Origin of the sequence: Streptomyces diastaticus subsp. diastaticus (genome assembly GCF_011170125.1) — a bacterium.
Taxonomy (GTDB): Bacteria; Actinomycetota; Actinomycetes; order Streptomycetales; family Streptomycetaceae; genus Streptomyces; species Streptomyces diastaticus.
The window spans coordinates 1,186,300-1,203,237 of the sequence record NZ_BLLN01000005.1 but is presented as its reverse complement, the minus strand read 5'-3'; the positions used below and the strand labels follow the sequence as shown (position 1 = coordinate 1,203,237).

General features: G+C 73.4%; 11 protein-coding genes. 9 read left to right on the top strand and 2 right to left on the bottom strand.

Annotation, left to right across the window (positions count from 1 at the left end; translation table 11 throughout):
* Positions 1 to 325 precede the first annotated feature (325 nt).
* The 4 genes from Sdia_RS22710 (at position 326) to Sdia_RS22695 (ending at position 6,962) form a co-directional block, all read left to right on the top strand.
* Positions 326 to 1,045, top strand: coding sequence for a GAF and ANTAR domain-containing protein (locus tag Sdia_RS22710; RefSeq protein WP_100457255.1), 720 nt, complete (start codon positions 326 to 328; stop codon positions 1,043 to 1,045).
* A 195-nt stretch (positions 1,046 to 1,240) separates the two neighbouring features.
* Positions 1,241 to 2,368, top strand: coding sequence for a GAF and ANTAR domain-containing protein (locus tag Sdia_RS22705; protein ID WP_100457254.1), 1,128 nt, complete (start codon positions 1,241 to 1,243; stop codon positions 2,366 to 2,368).
* A gap of 140 nt (positions 2,369 to 2,508) precedes the next feature.
* Complete coding sequence (locus Sdia_RS22700; RefSeq protein ID WP_124287973.1) at positions 2,509 to 2,970, top strand: STAS domain-containing protein; 462 nt, start codon at positions 2,509 to 2,511, stop codon at positions 2,968 to 2,970.
* A gap of 1,217 nt (positions 2,971 to 4,187) precedes the next feature.
* The gene (locus Sdia_RS22695; protein ID WP_100457252.1) at positions 4,188 to 6,962 is read left to right on the top strand and encodes a glycosyl hydrolase; all 2,775 of its coding nucleotides are present in this window, start codon (positions 4,188 to 4,190) and stop codon (positions 6,960 to 6,962) included.
* Between the two features lie 110 nt (positions 6,963 to 7,072).
* On the opposite strand, the gene Sdia_RS22690 is transcribed toward Sdia_RS22695, so the two are convergent.
* Positions 7,073 to 8,602 (bottom strand): helix-turn-helix domain-containing protein, encoded by a 1,530-nt coding sequence (locus Sdia_RS22690; protein ID WP_018469489.1) that lies wholly within the window; start codon positions 8,600 to 8,602, stop codon positions 7,073 to 7,075.
* A 144-nt stretch (positions 8,603 to 8,746) separates the two neighbouring features.
* On the opposite strand from Sdia_RS22690, the gene Sdia_RS22685 reads away from it, so the two are divergent.
* Positions 8,747 to 9,322: an HXXEE domain-containing protein gene (locus Sdia_RS22685; protein WP_185393518.1), complete on the top strand. Its 576-nt coding sequence runs from the start codon at positions 8,747 to 8,749 to the stop codon at positions 9,320 to 9,322.
* Between the two features lie 75 nt (positions 9,323 to 9,397).
* Positions 9,398 to 9,553, top strand: a complete 156-nt coding sequence (locus Sdia_RS22680; protein WP_161499822.1) for a hypothetical protein — start codon at positions 9,398 to 9,400, stop codon at positions 9,551 to 9,553.
* A 48-nt stretch (positions 9,554 to 9,601) separates the two neighbouring features.
* On the opposite strand, the gene Sdia_RS22675 is transcribed toward Sdia_RS22680, so the two are convergent.
* On the bottom strand, positions 9,602 to 10,165 hold the full coding sequence (locus Sdia_RS22675) for a CGNR zinc finger domain-containing protein (RefSeq protein ID WP_189500361.1): 564 nt from the start codon (positions 10,163 to 10,165) through the stop codon (positions 9,602 to 9,604).
* A gap of 56 nt (positions 10,166 to 10,221) precedes the next feature.
* Here Sdia_RS22675 and Sdia_RS22670 point away from each other — a divergent pair, with 56 nt between their 5' ends.
* From Sdia_RS22670 to ngcE, 3 genes are all read left to right on the top strand, one after another.
* Positions 10,222 to 11,472, top strand: coding sequence for an MFS transporter (locus Sdia_RS22670; RefSeq protein ID WP_189500362.1), 1,251 nt, complete (start codon positions 10,222 to 10,224; stop codon positions 11,470 to 11,472).
* A 480-nt stretch (positions 11,473 to 11,952) separates the two neighbouring features.
* On the top strand, positions 11,953 to 14,700 hold the full coding sequence (gene acnA / locus Sdia_RS22665; RefSeq protein WP_115069106.1) for an aconitate hydratase AcnA: 2,748 nt from the start codon (positions 11,953 to 11,955) through the stop codon (positions 14,698 to 14,700).
* A gap of 781 nt (positions 14,701 to 15,481) precedes the next feature.
* Entirely contained in the window at positions 15,482 to 16,909 is a 1,428-nt protein-coding gene (ngcE, locus tag Sdia_RS22660; RefSeq protein WP_100457234.1) for an N-acetylglucosamine/diacetylchitobiose ABC transporter substrate-binding protein, read from the top strand.
* The last annotated feature ends 29 nt before the right edge of the window (positions 16,910 to 16,938 follow it).

The window sequence follows — 16,938 nt, the reverse complement described above, 5'->3', positions numbered from 1 at the left end:
CGCGGCGCGGACGCCGCCGACACCCGGAACGTACCTGCTCACCTGCCCGGATGCCCTTCCGGCGGGGCCGTCGGAGGGGCAGCGGCTGCGAGGGGCCCACCGCGACCTCGCCGCCCCGCCCGACGCGGCCCCCGCCCGCCGGGGTTGCGACGAGCGCTCCACCCGCATCCGCGCCCTTCCGTGGCGCCTACGGGACACCGCCCAGGTCGTACCGCCGCGGCCACGCCCTGCGGTGACCGACCTCGCGCGCCGGTCCGCGCTTCCGGCGTGCGAGGGTGGGGAGAGGAGCCCCCGGGCCCGGCCCGCAGAGCCGAACGGAGACGTCATGGACGAGCCATCCCCCTTCGACGCCCAGTCCCTCCTGGTGGAGAGCGAGACCCTCGACGCCTTCCTCTCGGAGCTGGCCGCCGAGGCCGGACGCCGTATGCCCGGCGCCAACGGATGCGGCATCACCCTCGAACGCGACGGACGCCCCTACACCGTCGCCAGCGCGGGCCCCGCCGCCCCGCCGCTCGACGAGATGCAGTACACCATCGACGCGGGCCCCTGTCTGGAGGCGCTGCGCCACGACAAGGAGGTGTACGTCACGGACATGGCCGAGGAGGCGCGCTGGATGCCCTATCCGCCGTTCGCCGTCGACCGCGGCACCCGGTCCTCCCTCTCCCTCCCGCTGAAGGAGCGGCACGGCATGGCCGGCGCCCTCAACCTCTACGCCGCGGCTCCCGGCGCCTTCGCCCCGGCCGACCAGGAGCGGCTGCGGCTGATCGCCGCCCAGGCGTCCGGCGCGCTCGTCCTCGCCGTCCGGATCGCCGACGCCCAGCAGTCGGCGGCCGACCTCCAGGCGACGCTGCGCTCCCGCACCGTCATCGACCAGGCCATGGGCGTCATCATGGGGCAGCAGCGGTGCGGCGCCGACGACGCCTTCGCCTTTCTGCGCACCGCCTCGCAGAACCGCAACATCAAGCTCCGTGAGCTGTGCGCCCAGCTCATCCGCAACGTCACCGGCGAGCCGCCGCGGGAGGGCAACTTCCGGCCCCGCGGCTGACGAGGGCCCGGCCGGTGCCCGGCGGTTGCTCCCGGACCGCGCGTACGCCCTGCCCGGGCGGCGTCCGGCCCGGCCCGTACGGCACTGAGCAGCTCCGACGTCCGTACCTGTCACACGCCGCCCGAGGTGATCCTCTAGGCTGGACCCGGGTCCAGCAGCGTGGCCCGCCGCTTCGCGCTGCTCAGGAGATCTTCCGTGGCCCCCACTCCCTTCACGTTGTCCAGTACCACACGGTCGTGGCCGTCCGCCCAGGTGACGACGGTCCGCCTCACGGGGTACGTGGACGCGGAGACGTGGCCACAGCTCGCCGCGTGCCTCGAACAGGCCCTCGCCATCTCGGCGGGCCCCTACGTCGCGGTCGAACTCGGCCCCGGCGCCGAACTCACGGACGCCGCCGCCCGACAGCTCGTCCGCCTCGTCCTGGACGGCGCCGGTCACACCCCCCGCCTCGTCCTCACCGGCGAGTGGGACTCCCCGGAGGGCGCCGCCCCCGGCCGGGCCGAGGGGCGTTCCGGGCCCCGTGGCGAGAGCGAGGTGCACGACCTGCGCGCCAACCTCCGCACCCGTCCGCTCATCGCCCAGGCCCAGGGCATCCTTCAGGAGCGCTACGGGCTGCGTGACGCCGAGACCGCCTTCGACCTGCTGCGGGACAGCTCCCAGCAGCACAACGTCAAGCTGCGGACCCTCGCCTCCGTCTTCCTCAGCGCCCCGCGCCCCGCCGACGGCCCCCTGTGGTTCCCCGGCCGTACCCGCGCCCCCGCACCCGAACTCGGTTTCGCGCCCTGGCTGCGCCGCAGCAGGGTGCCGCGCAGCGCCTTCGCCGAGGCGGTCCTCAGCACCGCCCTGCGCTGCGTACGCGGCACGCGCGGCCTGCTGCACATCGCCGACCCGCTCATCGGCCCGCAGTTGGAGGCGGACCAGGGCATCCCGGACGCCCTCCTGGACCGCCTCACCCGCGGCCCGGACGGCGCGGCGCGCGGCCCGGCGACGGACGCCATGCGCGAGGGCAGACGGGTCGGCCTCACCGACGGGCTCGCCGACGCCCGGCTCAGCGAGGAGACCCGCCAGGCGCTGCGCGCGGCGGGCATCGGTCACGCCTGGTACGCCCCGCTGCTCTCCGCCTCCGGCGAGAGCTCGGGCGTCATCACGCTCTACGCCCCGCCGGCCGGCCCCGTCCCGACCGAGACGGAGTGGAAGGCCCTGGACCTGGTGGTGGCCCAGGCGGGGGAGTGGCTCGACTGGCACCGCCGTACGGTGATGCTCGACGCGCTGGAGCAACTGCACGCGCAGGGCCGCGCCCACGCCGGGAAGCCCCGGGGCTGACCGGGTGGACCGGGGGCCGGGGGACTGCTCCGGAATTCCTCGCATGGTCCGGGCCGGCCGGGGCACACGGGGTCGTGAGGTCAGGCAGCGGCCCATGAGGAGACCACCCGTGTCCGGAGGGTTCCATGAGGGATACCGCCATGTCCGCCGACCGCACCCCCGTGACCGTCGTGCCGCTCGACGCCGTCGTCGACCCGGAGAACGAGGAGACCGTCGAGGCGGAACTCCGCGCGCTCCAGGCAGGCGCCGGTGTCGTGGTGGTGCACGTGCGGACCAGGGTGGTGACACCCCGGGCGCTGCATCTGCTGCTGCGCGCCAGGCAACGTGCCGCCGCCGAGGGCGGAATCCTCTGCGTCGCCGCTCCCGACCCGGCCGCCCGGCGCATCTTCCACCTCACCGGCCTCAGCCGTGTGCTGCGGGTGGCGGCGACCGTGCCCGGAGCCGTCCGCCGCAACGCCGGCGCCGGCTGCGGCCACCCTCCGGCCGCCACCCCGGCGGGGGCCCGCGTGACCTCGCCCTTGCGCCGCACCGGCCCGCCCAGGCCCCGCCAGGTCCGCCCGCTCGGCAGGTTCAGCAGAGCGCGGGACTCGCGGCGTCCGTAGGCGGGCGTGCCGGCGAGGGCCCGTCACCGCGGCTCAGGAACGGGCCACCGAGCGGACGAGGGCCCTCGCCGTCGGTGAGCGGCGACCGGAAGCGGCGGTTGTCCGGCCCGCGGGTGCGGCCGCGGGCCGGCGCCGGCGGTTGTCCGGTGGACGGCGCCCACCACGATCACCTGGTTGAACGGCTCCGGCGCCGCTGGTGCCGTCGCAACCGGCCCCCGTGAGCGAGCCGGTGGACGAGAGGGTGTCGCCGGACTGCCCGGCGGGGGACCACTGGTCCGCCGCCCGCACCCGGTCAGGCGGCGCGTGGTGGTGTCCCCGGCGACCTGGCCGTGGTGACTCCACCTGGCGCGCCCCTCCCTGCCGGGCAGGTGGCGGCACGGGGCACGAAAAAGCCCGGCCCACGCGCTCCGGCGCCCGACGACGCCCGACGGCGTGGAGTCGGTGGAGTCGTGCCACCGGCCCCGTTGCGGTGGACCGGCGGACAGGAGTCCCGGGCCACCGCCGCCCGGGACGCCCGATCCTTGGCACCGGCCGGCGTCCGCCGTGGCCCGACCTGCTGCGTCGGGTCCCCGCCTCCCCCGCGAACCGCCGGTCTCGGTGCCCGGTCGCCGGCAGGTCCCCGAGCCCGCGCCCGTCCCCGGTGCCCGGACGGGCGTCGGACGTCGGGTGGCCGAAGGAACGTCAGGGCCGAGCCGGCGGAGGAACGCCGTGGCCGCCGCCGTGTCGGTCGCGGCCGACGGCGAGCAGGGGGAACCGAGTGGACAGACCGGCGCCACGCCCGCGCGCCGGTCTCCGGTTCCCCTCTCGCGTTCCTCCCTCCGTCCCGCCCTGGGGAACCGCGCGCGGCACGAGCGCGCCCCTCGGCGAACGGCGCGGCGGGGAAACGCCGCCGGCGGTGCCGGGCCGGCACGTCCCACGCCCGGACGCCCCGGCTCGGCCGCGTGCCGGCCGTGCTGGTTTTTACCGTCAAGTCTTGAAGGGGCGACGCGGTCGAGGGCGCGCGGAATCTTCGACTCGCCGCTCGGCCGGGCGGCACCGTGCGCGACGTATTGACAACCGATTACAGAGGTTTTACTTTTCCGCCACCTGAGAGCGCTCTCAGGCTGGGCTCTTGCACCCTCTCTGTCACGGTTCCGCAGCGACCTCAGGGCGTTGGTCCGCAGGTCGCCGTGGCCGCCGCCGACGAGCCCGTCCCTCTCGACGACACGAGGTGCCCCATGCCAACCCGCAGATCCCGGCCGGCCGCCGCGATGGTCCTGGCCGCCGCGCTGGCGGCCGTGGGCCTCGGCCCGGCCGCGACCCCGGCGTTCGCCGCCTCCGTCCCCGTGGGGGCGGGGAGTTACTCCGACACCCGGCCGCCGGGCACGACCGGCCCCACGACCGACACCGGCGCGCCGGTCACTCCGAAGGTCACGCGGGCCGCCGCCGACAAGCCCGTGCCCACCAACGACTGGTGGTCCTCCCTCGCCTTCCAGCGGTACGGCGACAACCCGTACTCCACACCGATGTACGGCCACCCGCTCACGTACCAGGCGGTCTCCGGCGGGCTGGAGGTCGGTTACCCGACCAGCCCCACCGTCGTGGGTGAGGGGCGCCAGTACGAGTACGCGCACAAGCGCGACCTCACCCTCGGGCTGAGCGGGCTCGACTCGCCCGACACCAAGGCCGACGACTGGTCCGACTGGACGGTCACCCCTTACTGGTCCGACGGCTCCCGGACCCTGCGGACCACCATCGGCCACGGTCTGCCCTTCGTCTACGCCCAGGGTTCCGGCGGCAACGCCCAGATCACCACCGCGGCCACCCCGACCGTCTTCTCCGACCAGGGCAACGTCCTCGGCATCACGGTCGGCGGGCACCACTACGCCCTCTTCGCGCCGACCGGCAGCGACTGGGACGTCTCCGGCACCACGATCAGCGCCGGCCTCGGCGGCAAGGACTACTTCTCCCTCGCCGTCCTGCCCTCCACCGACGCCCTCGCGACCTACCGGGCGTACGCGTTCAGCTTCGTCACCGGGTCGCAGGTGGAGTGGGACTCCTCCGCAGGTACGGTCGGCGCCACCTACAAGCTCACCACCGAGGCCAAGGAGGGCACCGAACGCGGCACCCTCCAGGCCCTGTACCGGCACCAGTGGCTGCACACCACCGACGACCTCACGCCGTACACCTACGTCTCCCCGCGCGGCACCATGAAGGTGCGGGAGGGCACCTCCTTCACCACCAGCCAGAAGGCGGCCCCGGTCCTGCCCGCCCTGCCGAAGACCGACGCGGTCGACACCTCCCGGCTGCGGACCCACCTGTCCGAGGTCGCCGACGCCCCCGACCCGTTCTCCGGCGCCACGGACACCTACTGGACCGGCAAGGCGCTGGGCAAGCTCGCCCAACTGGTGCCGCTCGCCGACCAGATCGGTGAGACCGCCACCCGCGACAAACTCGTCGGCCTGCTCCAGGGCCGCCTCCAGGAGTGGTTCACCGCGGGCGGGGCGAGCGAGTTCTCGTACGACAAGGACTGGAAGACCCTCACCGGTCACCCCGCCTCGTACGGCAGCGACAGCGAACTCAACGACCACCACTTCCACTACGGCTACTACGTGTACGCCGCCGCGATCGTCGCCCAGTACGACCCCTCCTGGGCCGAGGACTCCGCCTGGGGCGGCATGGTCAAGGAGCTGATCCGCGACACCGCCAACCCCAGCCGCAGCGACAGCGCCTTCCCCTTCCTGCGCGGCTTCGACGTCTACGCCGGGCACAGCTGGGCCTCCGGCCACCAGGGCTTCGCCGCCGGCAACAACCAGGAGTCCTCCTCGGAGTCCACCAACCTCAGCGCGGCGCTGGTGCTCTGGGGCTCGGCCACCGGCGACGCCCGGTTGCGCGACCTCGGCAGCTACCTGCTCGCGACCGAGGGCGAGGCGATCGCCCAGTACTGGTTCGACGCCGACGAGGAGGTCTTCCCCGGCTCCTTCGGCCACGACACGGTCGGCATGGTCTGGGGCAGCGGAGGGGCGTACTCCACCTGGTGGACCGCCAATCCCGAGGAGATCCACGGCATCAACGTCCTGCCCGTGACCGCGGGCGGCTCCCTCCACCTGGGCGGGCACAAGGAGGCGATCCGGCGCAACATCGCCGAGATGGAGCGGGAGAACGGCGGGCCCGCCGTCGAATGGCGCGACATCCTCTGGGAGTTCGAGTCGCTGGCCGACCCGGCCGCCGCCAAGGCGAAGTGGGACGCCGGTCACGCCGGATACACCCCGGAGGAGGGCGAGTCCAAGGCGCACACGTACCAGTGGCTGACCACTCTGGACGCGCTCGGCGCCCCCGACCCCTCGGTCACCGGCGACCTGCCCACCTCCGCGGTCTTCGCCAAGGGCGGCGACCGCACCTACGTCGCCCACAACCACGGCTCGACGGAGCGCACGGTCACCTTCTCCGACGGCCATGAGCTCACCGTGCCCCCGCGTTCCACCGCGACGGGGAACGGCTCCGGCTCCGGCGGCCAGGACCCCGAGCCGTCCACCGGCAACACCTTCCGGCTCCGCTCCGGCGGCGCCCTCACCACGGGCACCGGCGGCGCCTCCGCCAGCGACACCGTCGCCTCGTCCGAGGGCCGCAACCACGACGGCACCCCGAACAAGCCGCTCGTCTACGAGGCCAAGGGCGTCAACGCCACCCTCAAGGCCGGCGCGTCCACCGCCTTCCGCCTCCGGGTGGACGCCGGCACCGCCGTCGGCCTCGGCCAGCAGGCCCGCGTCAGCTACGACCTCACCGGGGACGGCACCTTCGACCGGACCGAGACGTACGCGTACTTCGCCACCGACCCGGTCCCCGGCTGGGAGGAGTACACCCACGCCCGCGGCCTGAAGTCCGCGACCGGCACCCTCGGAGACCTGCGCGGGGGAACGGTGCGGCTGGAGGTCTGGAACGCCATCGGCGACGGAACCGCGCTGCTCGGTACCGGGGGCGACACCTCCCGGGTGGTCATCCCCTACGAGTGACGCACGGGCGGACCCCGGCCGGTGACGGCCCGCCCGCCCGTCAAGGACGCCGCCGCACTCCTCCCCGCCGGTCAGCGGGCCGGGGGACGGGGTGCGGCGGCACTCGCCGGTCAGATGTCCCGGAACGTCTCGATCTGGGCGCCGACCGAGTTGAGGCGCTCGGCCAGGTCCTCGTAGCCGCGGTTGATGACGTAGACGTTGCGCAGGACCGAGGTGCCCTCGGCGGCCATCATGGCGAGGAGGACGACCACGGCGGGGCGCAGGGCGGGCGGGCACATCATCTCGGCGGCGCGCCAGCGGGTCGGGCCCTCCACAAGGACGCGGTGGGGGTCGAGGAGCTGGAGGCGGCCGCCGAGGCGGTTGAGGTCGGTGAGGTAGATGGCGCGGTTGTCGTAGACCCAGTCGTGGATGAGGGTCTGGCCCGAGGCGGCGGCGGTGATGGCCGCGAAGAACGGGACGTTGTCGATGTTCAGGCCGGGGAACGGCATGGGGTGGATCTTGTCGATCGGCGCCTCCAGCTTGGAGGGGCGCACGGTCAGGTCGACCAGCCGGGTCCGGCCGTTGTCGGCGGCGTACTCCGGGGTCCGGTCGTGGTCCAGGCCCATCTCCTCCAGGACCGCCAGCTCGATCTCCAGGAACTCGATCGGCACCCGGCGCACCGTCAGTTCCGACTCGGTGACCACGGCGGCGGCGAGCAGGCTCATCGCCTCGACCGGGTCCTCGGAGGGGGAGTAGTCGACGTCGACGTCGATGACGGGGACGCCGTGCACGGTGAGAGTGGTGGTGCCGATGCCCTCGACGCGTACGCCCAGCGCCTCCAGGAAGAAGCAGAGGTCCTGGACCATGTAGTTGGAGGAGGCGTTGCGGATGACGGTGACGCCGTCCTTGCGGGCGGCGGCCAGCAGCGCGTTCTCGGTCACGGTGTCGCCGCGCTCGGTCAGCACGATCGGCTTGTCCGAGGGCTCCGGGGTCTCCACCTCGGCGTGGTACAGCCCCTCGGTGGCGGTGATGGCCAGGCCGAAGCGGCGCAGCGCGATCATGTGCGGCTCGATCGTGCGCGTGCCGAGGTCGCAGCCGCCGGCGTACGGCAGCTTGAAGCGGTCCATGCGGTGCAGCAGCGGGCCGAGGAACATGATGATGGAGCGGGTGCGGCGGGCCGCCGTCTGGTCCATGCCGGCCATGTCCAGGTCGGCGGGCGGGACGATCTCCAGGTCGTGCCCGTCGTTGATCCAGCGGGCCCGCACGCCGATGGAGTTGAGCACCTCCAGCAGGCGGTAGACCTCCTCGATGCGGGCGACCCGGCGCAGGGTGGTGCGGCCCCGGTTCAGCAGCGAGGCGCAGAGCAGCGCGACGCAGGCGTTCTTGCTCGTCTTGACGTCGATCGCGCCGGACAGGCGCCGCCCGCCGACCACGCGCAGGTGCATCGGTCCGGCGTAGCCCAGGGAGACGATCTCGCTGTCCAGCGCTTCACCAATTCGAGCGATCATCTCAAGGCTGATGTTTTGGTTGCCGCGTTCGATGCGGTTCACCGCGCTCTGGCTGGTGCCGAGCGCTTCGGCGAGCTGCGCCTGTGTCCAGCCGCGATGTTGACGGGCGTCGCGGATGAGCTTGCCGATGCGTACCAGGTAGTCGTCTGCCATGCCCGCAGGCTATCTCAGATATGAGATGCATTCCTGTTGGGGGGTCCGTTCGAGGGCGGTGGCGTACGAGGCTCCGGGGCCAGGCGGCCTGACGGGGGGTCGGGTGCCTTTGCCCCGCACGCCTTGGCCGGCAGACTCCAGGCCATGAGGACACGGGGGAACGCGGCGGAACGGGTCGGTGGCGGCGGGGGCGAGGAGGTGCCGGGCTGGGTGACGCTGGGCCTGTTCGGGGCCTGGGTGGTGCACGACGCGGAGGAGTTGCTGGCCGCGCGGTACTGGATCCCGGCACGGGTGCCGGAGCTGCGCGAGCGGTTCCCGCAGGTCCCGGACCGGCTCTGGCGGGAGATGGCGGAGCTGGACGTGCGCCGGTTCGGTGTCGCCGTGGGGTGTGTCGGCCTGGTCGTGGCGGCGGCCGCCGTCGAGGGCCGCCGCACCGGCGGCCGTTCGGCGGTGTACCAGTCCGTCCTGGACGGTTTCGGCCTGCACGGCTTGGTCCACCTCGCTCAGGCTACCGCCGTCCGCGGCTACACGCCCGGCGTCGCGACCACCCCGCTCCTCGTCCTCCCGTTCACCCTGGCGGCCCGCGCCCGTCTGCGCCGCGCCGGACTCCTGCGCCCCGCCCGCTCCGGGGACGCCCTCCTCAGCCTGGGCCTCGCCGGGGTGGCGACGGCCGGCGCGCACCTGGTGGCGCGGCGGCTGACCGCCCGGGGACGCGGCTGACGGGGGTGGTGGCCGGACCTGCGGGGGGCGGCCCATGTCGTCGCCGGGCGCCGGGTGCCCGGCGACGGGTGAGGCGTGCTGGATGCCGCGGGGACCTGCCGGCGTGCCCTGTCCTGCCTGCGCCGCACCCTCGCCGGGGCCGACCCGCGCCGGGGACTGGGCGGGGACGGTGACGAGCTGCTCCGGGCCTCGTTCACCTGGGTCCCCCTCCCCGCGCCGGGGGCCGCGTGACGCCTGGCCGGGGGCGCCGTGCGCCGGGGCGTTCCCCGCGTGGGCCGGTCAGCCGCGCGCCCTGCGGTGTGCGGCCACCCGCTCCCGCGTCGCGCACCGCCGTGAGCAGTACCGGCGGGCGGGACCGGCGCCCCGGGTGAGAAACACGTCCTGGCAGCTCACCGAAGCGCAGACGGCGCCCGGCGGCAGTTGGCGGTCCCAGAGCAGCACCGCCAGCGCCATGCAGGAGGAGGCCAGCAGCCACTCGCCCCACGCCGCGTCGTCGTCGCTGTCGAGGTGCGGGTGCCAGGGCGTGGTTCCCCCGTGGGAGGTGAGGCGCAGGAGGCCGGTGTGCGTGCGCAGCAGCCGGTTGAGGGCGGAGGCGGCGGTGTCCGTGCCGCCGGCGGCCAGCACCTCGCGCACCCGGAGCGCAGCCGCGCGCATCTCCGCGACCTCCGCGGCGGTCAGGGCCAACGGGCCGCGCTCACCGTGGCGGAGGAGCAGCGCTGCGACGGCGGCCGGGTCCGGCCGCTCGGGGGAGAGAGCGTTGACCAGAGCCACGGTGCGCAGCGCCACCGCGCGCACCGAGTGACGGGTGGACCAGTCGGCAGGGGTCTCGGAGGGGTCGGCCATCGGGGGAGTGTAACGCTTCTTGAGTGTCTTTCCGTTACCTCGGTAACGTCCGGCGCATGATGAAGCGTTACGGGACGGGCTGGTTCCTGGCCGGAGGCGCTCTGGCCCGCACCGGTGACGAGACGGCCGGGCCGGCGCTCCTCCTGGCCGGGTTCGCGCTGACCGGCTCGCCCGCCACCGCTTCCCTGCTGCTCGCCGCCCTCGCCGTCCCGGCCGTACTCGGCGGGCCGCTCCTCGGCGTCCTGCTCGACCGCGCCCCGCGCCCCGGCCGCCTGCTCGCCGCCTGCCTCCTCCTGTACGCCCTCGGCCTCGCCCTGGCCGCCGCCGGTGCGGGCCGGGTGCCGACGGTGGTGACGCTCGCCTGCGTGGCGGCCGCCGGCCTCTTCGCGCCGGCGCTCGCGGGCGGCTGGAGCGCCCAACTCCCGTACGTGACCGACCCGGGCGGCCTGCCCGCCGCGACCGCCCGGGACGCGGCCACCTTCCACCTCGCGAGCCTGGCCGGCCCCGCCCTCACCGGAGCCCTCGCCGCCTGGACCTTCCCCTCCGCCCCCGCCGCGCTGGCCGTCACCCTGCTCCTGCTCGCCGTGCCCGTTGCCTGGTGGCTGCCCGCGCCCGGCGGCCGGGCGGGCGCGGACGCCGGGGCGGGTGCCGGCCGCCGCGCACCGGACGGCCGCTCCGGCGCCGCCGGTCTCCGGGCCGGGCTGCGCCTGACGTCCCGTGACCCGCGCCTGCGGGGCGCCACCGCGACCTCGGTGCTCTCCTGCGCGGCCCAGGGGATGCTGGCGGCCTGCGCCGCGCCACTGGGGGAGCGCGTCCTCGGCGGCGCCGCCCGGGGAGTGGCCCTGCTGGCCGCCGTCGCCCTCGCCGCGCTGGCCGCCAACGCGGTCCTCGCCCGGTGCCCGCTGCCGGTCGCGCCGGGGGCCCTCCTGCGGTGGACGGCGCTCGTCCAGGGCGCGGCCCTGCTGCTGGCGGCGACCTGCCGCCCGGGCCCGGTGGCCGCCGCCGCCCTCCTCGCGGGCGTCGGCGAGGGCCCGCAGCTCTCCGCCCTCTTCGCGGTGCGTCACCGCGTGGCGCCCGCCCGGCTGCGGGCTCAGCTCTTCACCGTCGGCGCGAGCCTGAAGACGACCGCCTTCGCCGCCGGAGCCGCCCTCGCCGGCCAGCTGGCCGGCGCCGCGCTCCCGGCCGGGCTGTCGGCGGCGGCCGTACTCCACCTGCTGGCCGCGGCGGTTCCCGGGGACCGGGTCGGCCGGCCCCGGCCGGGAGTCCGGCGAGCGGCCGACTCGCCCGGCCGGGGGCGAGGGCGGTGATGACGGGCTCCGCCACGCCGTGCGCGGCGAACGGGTCCTCGACGGCGACCCGCTCGGTGCCGGCCCGGCCGGCGCCGCGTTCGAGGGCCGCGCCACCGTCCACGGTGGGCGCGGTCCGGCCGGAGGGGCTCGGCGTGCCGCGCGCGTGAGGGTGTTCCGGATGTGCGACGGGGCCCGGGACATGCCGGACCTCGGGCCTCCTCGGCGGCGGTGGGGCGCGGCCTGGGCAGGTGCGGCGACGGTGCCTCCGTCGTCTCGCGCGGCGGGCTCCGCCGTTCTCCTCCGCGTGCCCCGCCGCGCCACCTCACCGGCCCCGAGGCATGCCTAGTACGCGGTCATGTATTAGAGTTATCTCGACATCGAGATATCTACCCATGGCGAGACCGCGACCGCCGCCGGTAAGGGTTGCCTAACTAAGCCCTACCTTAGCTGACTGGTGCGAGTGCGGGGCGGCAGAATTGCGGTAGAACGCGCACATTGATGAAGGAGACTGTCGTGTCGGCGAACAGCTTCGACGCCCGCAGCACGCTGCGCGTGGGCGACGAGTCGTACGAGATCTTCCGGCTGGACAAGGTCGAGGGCTCCGCGCGCCTCCCTTACAGCCTGAAGGTGCTGCTGGAGAACCTGCTCCGCACGGAGGACGGCGCGAACATCACCGCCGACCACATCCGTGCGGTCGGCGGCTGGGACTCGCAGGCCCAGCCCAGCCAGGAGATCCAGTTCACCCCCGCCCGCGTGATCATGCAGGACTTCACCGGTGTGCCGTGCGTGGTCGACCTCGCCACCATGCGTGAGGCCGTGAAGGAGCTCGGCGGCGACCCGGCGAAGATCAACCCGCTGGCCCCCGCCGAGCTGGTCATCGACCACTCGGTCATCGCCGACAAGTTCGGCACCGACCAGGCGTTCGCGCAGAACGTCGAGCTGGAGTACGGCCGCAACCGCGAGCGCTACCAGTTCCTGCGCTGGGGCCAGACCGCGTTCGACGAGTTCAAGGTCGTCCCCCCGGGCACCGGCATCGTCCACCAGGTCAACATCGAGCACCTGGCCCGCACCGTCATGGTCCGAGGCGGCCAGGCGTACCCCGACACGCTGGTCGGCACCGACTCGCACACCACCATGGTCAACGGCCTCGGTGTGCTCGGCTGGGGCGTCGGCGGCATCGAGGCCGAGGCCGCCATGCTCGGCCAGCCGGTCTCCATGCTCATCCCGCGCGTCGTCGGCTTCAAGCTGACCGGTGAGCTCAAGCCCGGCACCACCGCCACCGACCTGGTCCTCACCATCACCGAGATGCTGCGCAAGCACGGCGTCGTCGGCAAGTTCGTCGAGTTCTACGGCGAGGGCGTCGCCGCCACCTCGCTCGCCAACCGCGCCACCATCGGCAACATGTCGCCGGAGTTCGGCTCCACCGCCGCGATCTTCCCGATCGACGACGAGACCCTGAACTACCTGCGTCTGACCGGCCGCGACGCGCAGCAGGTCGCCCTGGTCGAGGCGTACGCCAAGGAGCAGGGCCTGTGGCTGGACCCGGCCGCCGAGCCGGACTTCTCCGAGAAGCTGGAGCTCGACCTCTCCACGGTCGTCCCCTCCATCGCCGGCCCCAAGCGCCCGCAGGACCGCATCGTCCTCGCCGAGGCCGCCACCCAGTTCGGCCAGGACGTGCGCAACTACGTCTCCGAGGCCGACGTGGACGAGGCCGGCAAGGAGTCCTTCCCGGCCTCCGACTCCCCGGCCGTCTCCAACGGAACCCCGTCCAAGCCGGTCACGGTCACCGCCCCCGACGGCTCGACCTACGAGCTGGACCACGGCGCCGTCACCGTCGCCGCCATCACCTCCTGCACCAACACGTCCAACCCGTACGTGATGGTCGCCGCCGCCCTCGTCGCCAAGAAGGCCGTGGAGAAGGGCCTGACCCGCAAGCCGTGGGTCAAGACCACCCTCGCCCCCGGCTCCAAGGTCGTCACCGACTACTTCGACAAGGCGGGGCTGACCCCGTACCTCGACAAGGTCGGCTTCAACCTCGTCGGTTACGGCTGCACCACCTGCATCGGCAACTCCGGCCCGCTGCCGGACGAGGTCTCCAAGGCCGTCAACGACAACGACCTGGCCGTCACCTCGGTGCTCTCCGGCAACCGCAACTTCGAGGGCCGGATCAACCCCGACGTCAAGATGAACTACCTGGCCTCCCCGCCGCTGGTCGTCGCGTACGCCATCGCGGGCTCCATGAAGGTGGACATCACCAAGGACGCGCTCGGCGTGGACCAGGACGGCAACGCCGTCCACCTCTCCGACATCTGGCCGAGCGAGGCCGAGGTCAACGACGTCGTCGCCAACGCCATCGGCGAGGACATGTTCAACAAGTCCTACCAGGACGTCTTCGCGGGCGACGCCCAGTGGCAGGCGCTGTCCATCCCGACCGGCAACACCTTCGAGTGGGACACCGAGTCCACCTACGTGCGCAAGCCCCCGTACTTCGAGGGCATGCGGATGGACCCGGCCCCGGTCGAGGACATCTCCGGCGCCCGCGTCCTCGCCAAGCTCGGCGACTCGGTCACCACCGACCACATCTCCCCGGCCGGTGCCATCAAGGCCGACACCCCGGCCGGCAAGTACCTCACGGAGCACGGCGTCGAGCGCCGCGACTTCAACTCCTACGGCTCGCGCCGAGGCAACCACGAGGTCATGATCCGCGGGACCTTCGCCAACATCCGCCTGCGCAACCAGATCGCGCCGGGCACGGAGGGCGGCTTCACCCGCGACTTCACCCAGGCGGAGAAGGCCGGCGACGCGCCGGTGTCGTTCATCTACGACGCCTCGCGCAACTACATCGACCAGGGCATCCCGCTGGTCGTCCTCGCGGGCAAGGAGTACGGCTCCGGCTCGTCCCGCGACTGGGCCGCCAAGGGCACCGCGCTCCTGGGCGTCAAGGCCGTCATCGCCGAGTCCTACGAGCGCATCCACCGCTCCAACCTCATCGGCATGGGCGTCCTCCCGCTGCAGTACCCCGAGGGCCACTCCGCGCAGACCCTCGGTCTGACCGGTGAGGAGACCTTCTCCTTCAGCGGCGTCAGCGAGCTGAACAACGGCACCACCCCGTCCACGGTCAAGGTCACCACCGACACCGGCGTGGAGTTCGACGCGGTCGTCCGCATCGACACCCCCGGCGAGGCCGACTACTACCGCAACGGCGGCATCATGCAGTACGTGCTGCGCAACCTGATCCGCAACTAGCGAAGGCCGCGCCCGCCCGGGCGCGTCCCGCGCGGACCGGCCGCACCGCGGCAGAGGGCCGCACCCCCGCTCCGGCGGAGGTGCGGCCCTCCTCGCGTCCGCTGTCCGCCCGCACCCCGCCGCCAGGGGACCCGCGCCGCTGGGCCGTCCGTCCCGGGACCGGCCTGCCCGGCGTCGAACAGCCCCCGCGCGCCCCGCTCACCGGCGAGGGCGAACTCCACTCCCGCGCCGCCTTCCCGGACGACCTCGCCCGGGAACCGGGCCGCGTCTTCGAGGCGCGGTTCCCCCGAGCGCCCGCCCGAGGACCGGCCCCGCTCCGCGCGGCCTGCCCGGCCCCGCTCCGCGCGGCCGGGGACGCCCGTAAGGGCCGGGACGCGGGACGGGACGGCCGTCCGGTGTGTCCGCGCCGCCTGAGCGCGCCGCCCGCCTCGCACGCCATCCAGAATGCCCGACTCCGTTACGCCCGGGGCGCGTTGAGCCGATGACCGGCCGGAGGTCTCAACTCGGGAAAGAGTGCCGGTCAATACTGTGTTCGATCTTGCAGCCCGCGCGAGGAGTGGACTATACCTGTCGGCGTCCGCCCGGAGCCTTCGCCCCGGACCGGACGGGTCAGGGGGAGCCCCGGGGGACCCGGGGAGCACAGTGTCTCCCCCAGCCCCCTCTCGCGTCCCGTGAACCCAGCACCGTCGCACATCCAGCACGACCCCAGCTTCACATCACCAGCGGTGCCGGGGAGGTTCCGGTTCACCGCCTGAGTCCTGGAGAAAGCGAGGACTTGAGCATGGGTTCCACCTCAGGAATCGACCGGCGCTCTCTCATCAAGCGGTCGGCGGCCCTCGGGCTGATCTCCGTCCCCACGATGAGCTTCCTGTCGGCCTGCGCCAGCGGCGACTCGGCCGACGGCAAGGTCGAGAAGGGCGAGAAGAGCAAGGACAACCCGCTCGGCGTCAACGCCTCGGCCCCGCTGGACTTCGTCCTCTTCGACGGCGGCTTCGGTGTCGAGTACGCCGAGGACGCGGTCAAGGCGTACGAGAAGGCGTACCCGAAGGCCAAGGTCAAGTTCGGCTCCACGCAGAAGATCCAGTCGGAGCTCCAGCCGCGCTTCAACGGCGGCACCCCGCCGGACCTCATCGACAACTCCGGTGCCGAGCAGATGGACATGGGCGTCCTGGTCGGCAAGGACCAGCTCGCCGACCTCACCCCGCTGCTCGACGCCCCCTCGATCGACGACCCGTCGAAGAAGGTCCGCGACATCCTGCGGCCCGGCATCATCGAGATGGGCCAGTACGACGGCGACGCCTGCTACATCCTCAACTACGCCTACACGGTGTACGGCGTCTGGTACTCGCAGACCGCGCTCGACAAGCTCGACGCGGAGTACCCGGAGGACTGGGACGGCATGCTGGCGCTCTGCGCCAAGGCGAAGAAGAAGGGCATCGCCGGCTGGACGTACGCGGGCAAGTACCCGTACTACATCCCCTTCTCGCTCTACCCGTTCATCGGCAAGATCGGCGGCCGCGAGGTCCTCGACGCCATCGACAACCTGGAGCCGGGCGCCTGGAAGCACCCGGCGGTCAAGGCCGGTTTCGAGGCGTACTACGAGCTGTACAAGAAGGGGTACGTGCTCAAGGGCACGCCCGGCATCGACCACGTCGAGTCGCAGACCGCCTGGACCCAGGGCAAGGCCCTGTTCCTGCCCAACGGCTCCTGGGTGGAGAACGAGGCGGCCGGCACGACGCCGGACGACTTCGAGATGAAGGTGGCCGCCCCCTCCAGCCTGGACAGCTCCGACAAGCTGCCCTTCGGCACCCTGTGGGCCTCCGGCGGCGAGCCGTTCATCGTCCCGAAGAAGGCGAAGAACCCGGACGGCGGCATGGAGCAGATGCGCATCATGCTCAGCGAGAACTCCTCGAAGAACTTCACCAGCAAGGTGAAGTCGCTGACCGCCCTCGACGGCGGCACCGAGGGGCTGGAGCTGACCTCCGCCCTCAAGTCGGCCGTCGCCGCCCTGGAGAAGGCCGGGGAGAACATCCTCAACCCGCGCCTGCAGGACTGGTACGTGGAGCTGCAGAAGCAGAAGATCGGCGCCGGCGCGATCGGCGAGATGATGGCGGGCCGCATGACCCCCGCCGAGGCGATGAAGAAGTGCCAGGAGTTCGCCGACGCGGCGGCCAAGGACGACTCCATCAAGCACTACCGGCACAAGTGAGACAGGCGGTCGCGGGCCCGCCGGGTGCG

Bases quoted from the DNA above. Each gene is read 5' to 3' on its own strand.
- Sdia_RS22710 (WP_100457255.1), top strand. From the start codon at position 326: ATGGACGAGCCATCCCCCTTCGACGCCCAGTCCCTCCTGGTGGAGAGC.
- Sdia_RS22700 (WP_124287973.1), top strand. From the start codon at position 2,509: ATGTCCGCCGACCGCACCCCCGTGACCGTCGTGCCGCTCGACGCCGTC.
- Sdia_RS22695 (WP_100457252.1), top strand. From the start codon at position 4,188: ATGCCAACCCGCAGATCCCGGCCGGCCGCCGCGATGGTCCTGGCCGCC.
- Sdia_RS22690 (WP_018469489.1), bottom strand. From the start codon at position 8,602: ATGGCAGACGACTACCTGGTACGCATCGGCAAGCTCATCCGCGACGCC.
- Sdia_RS22685 (WP_185393518.1), top strand. From the start codon at position 8,747: ATGAGGACACGGGGGAACGCGGCGGAACGGGTCGGTGGCGGCGGGGGC.
- Sdia_RS22675 (WP_189500361.1), bottom strand. From the start codon at position 10,165: ATGGCCGACCCCTCCGAGACCCCTGCCGACTGGTCCACCCGTCACTCG.
- Sdia_RS22670 (WP_189500362.1), top strand. From the start codon at position 10,222: ATGATGAAGCGTTACGGGACGGGCTGGTTCCTGGCCGGAGGCGCTCTG.
- acnA (WP_115069106.1), top strand. From the start codon at position 11,953: ATGAAGGAGACTGTCGTGTCGGCGAACAGCTTCGACGCCCGCAGCACG.
- ngcE (WP_100457234.1), top strand. From the start codon at position 15,482: ATGGGTTCCACCTCAGGAATCGACCGGCGCTCTCTCATCAAGCGGTCG.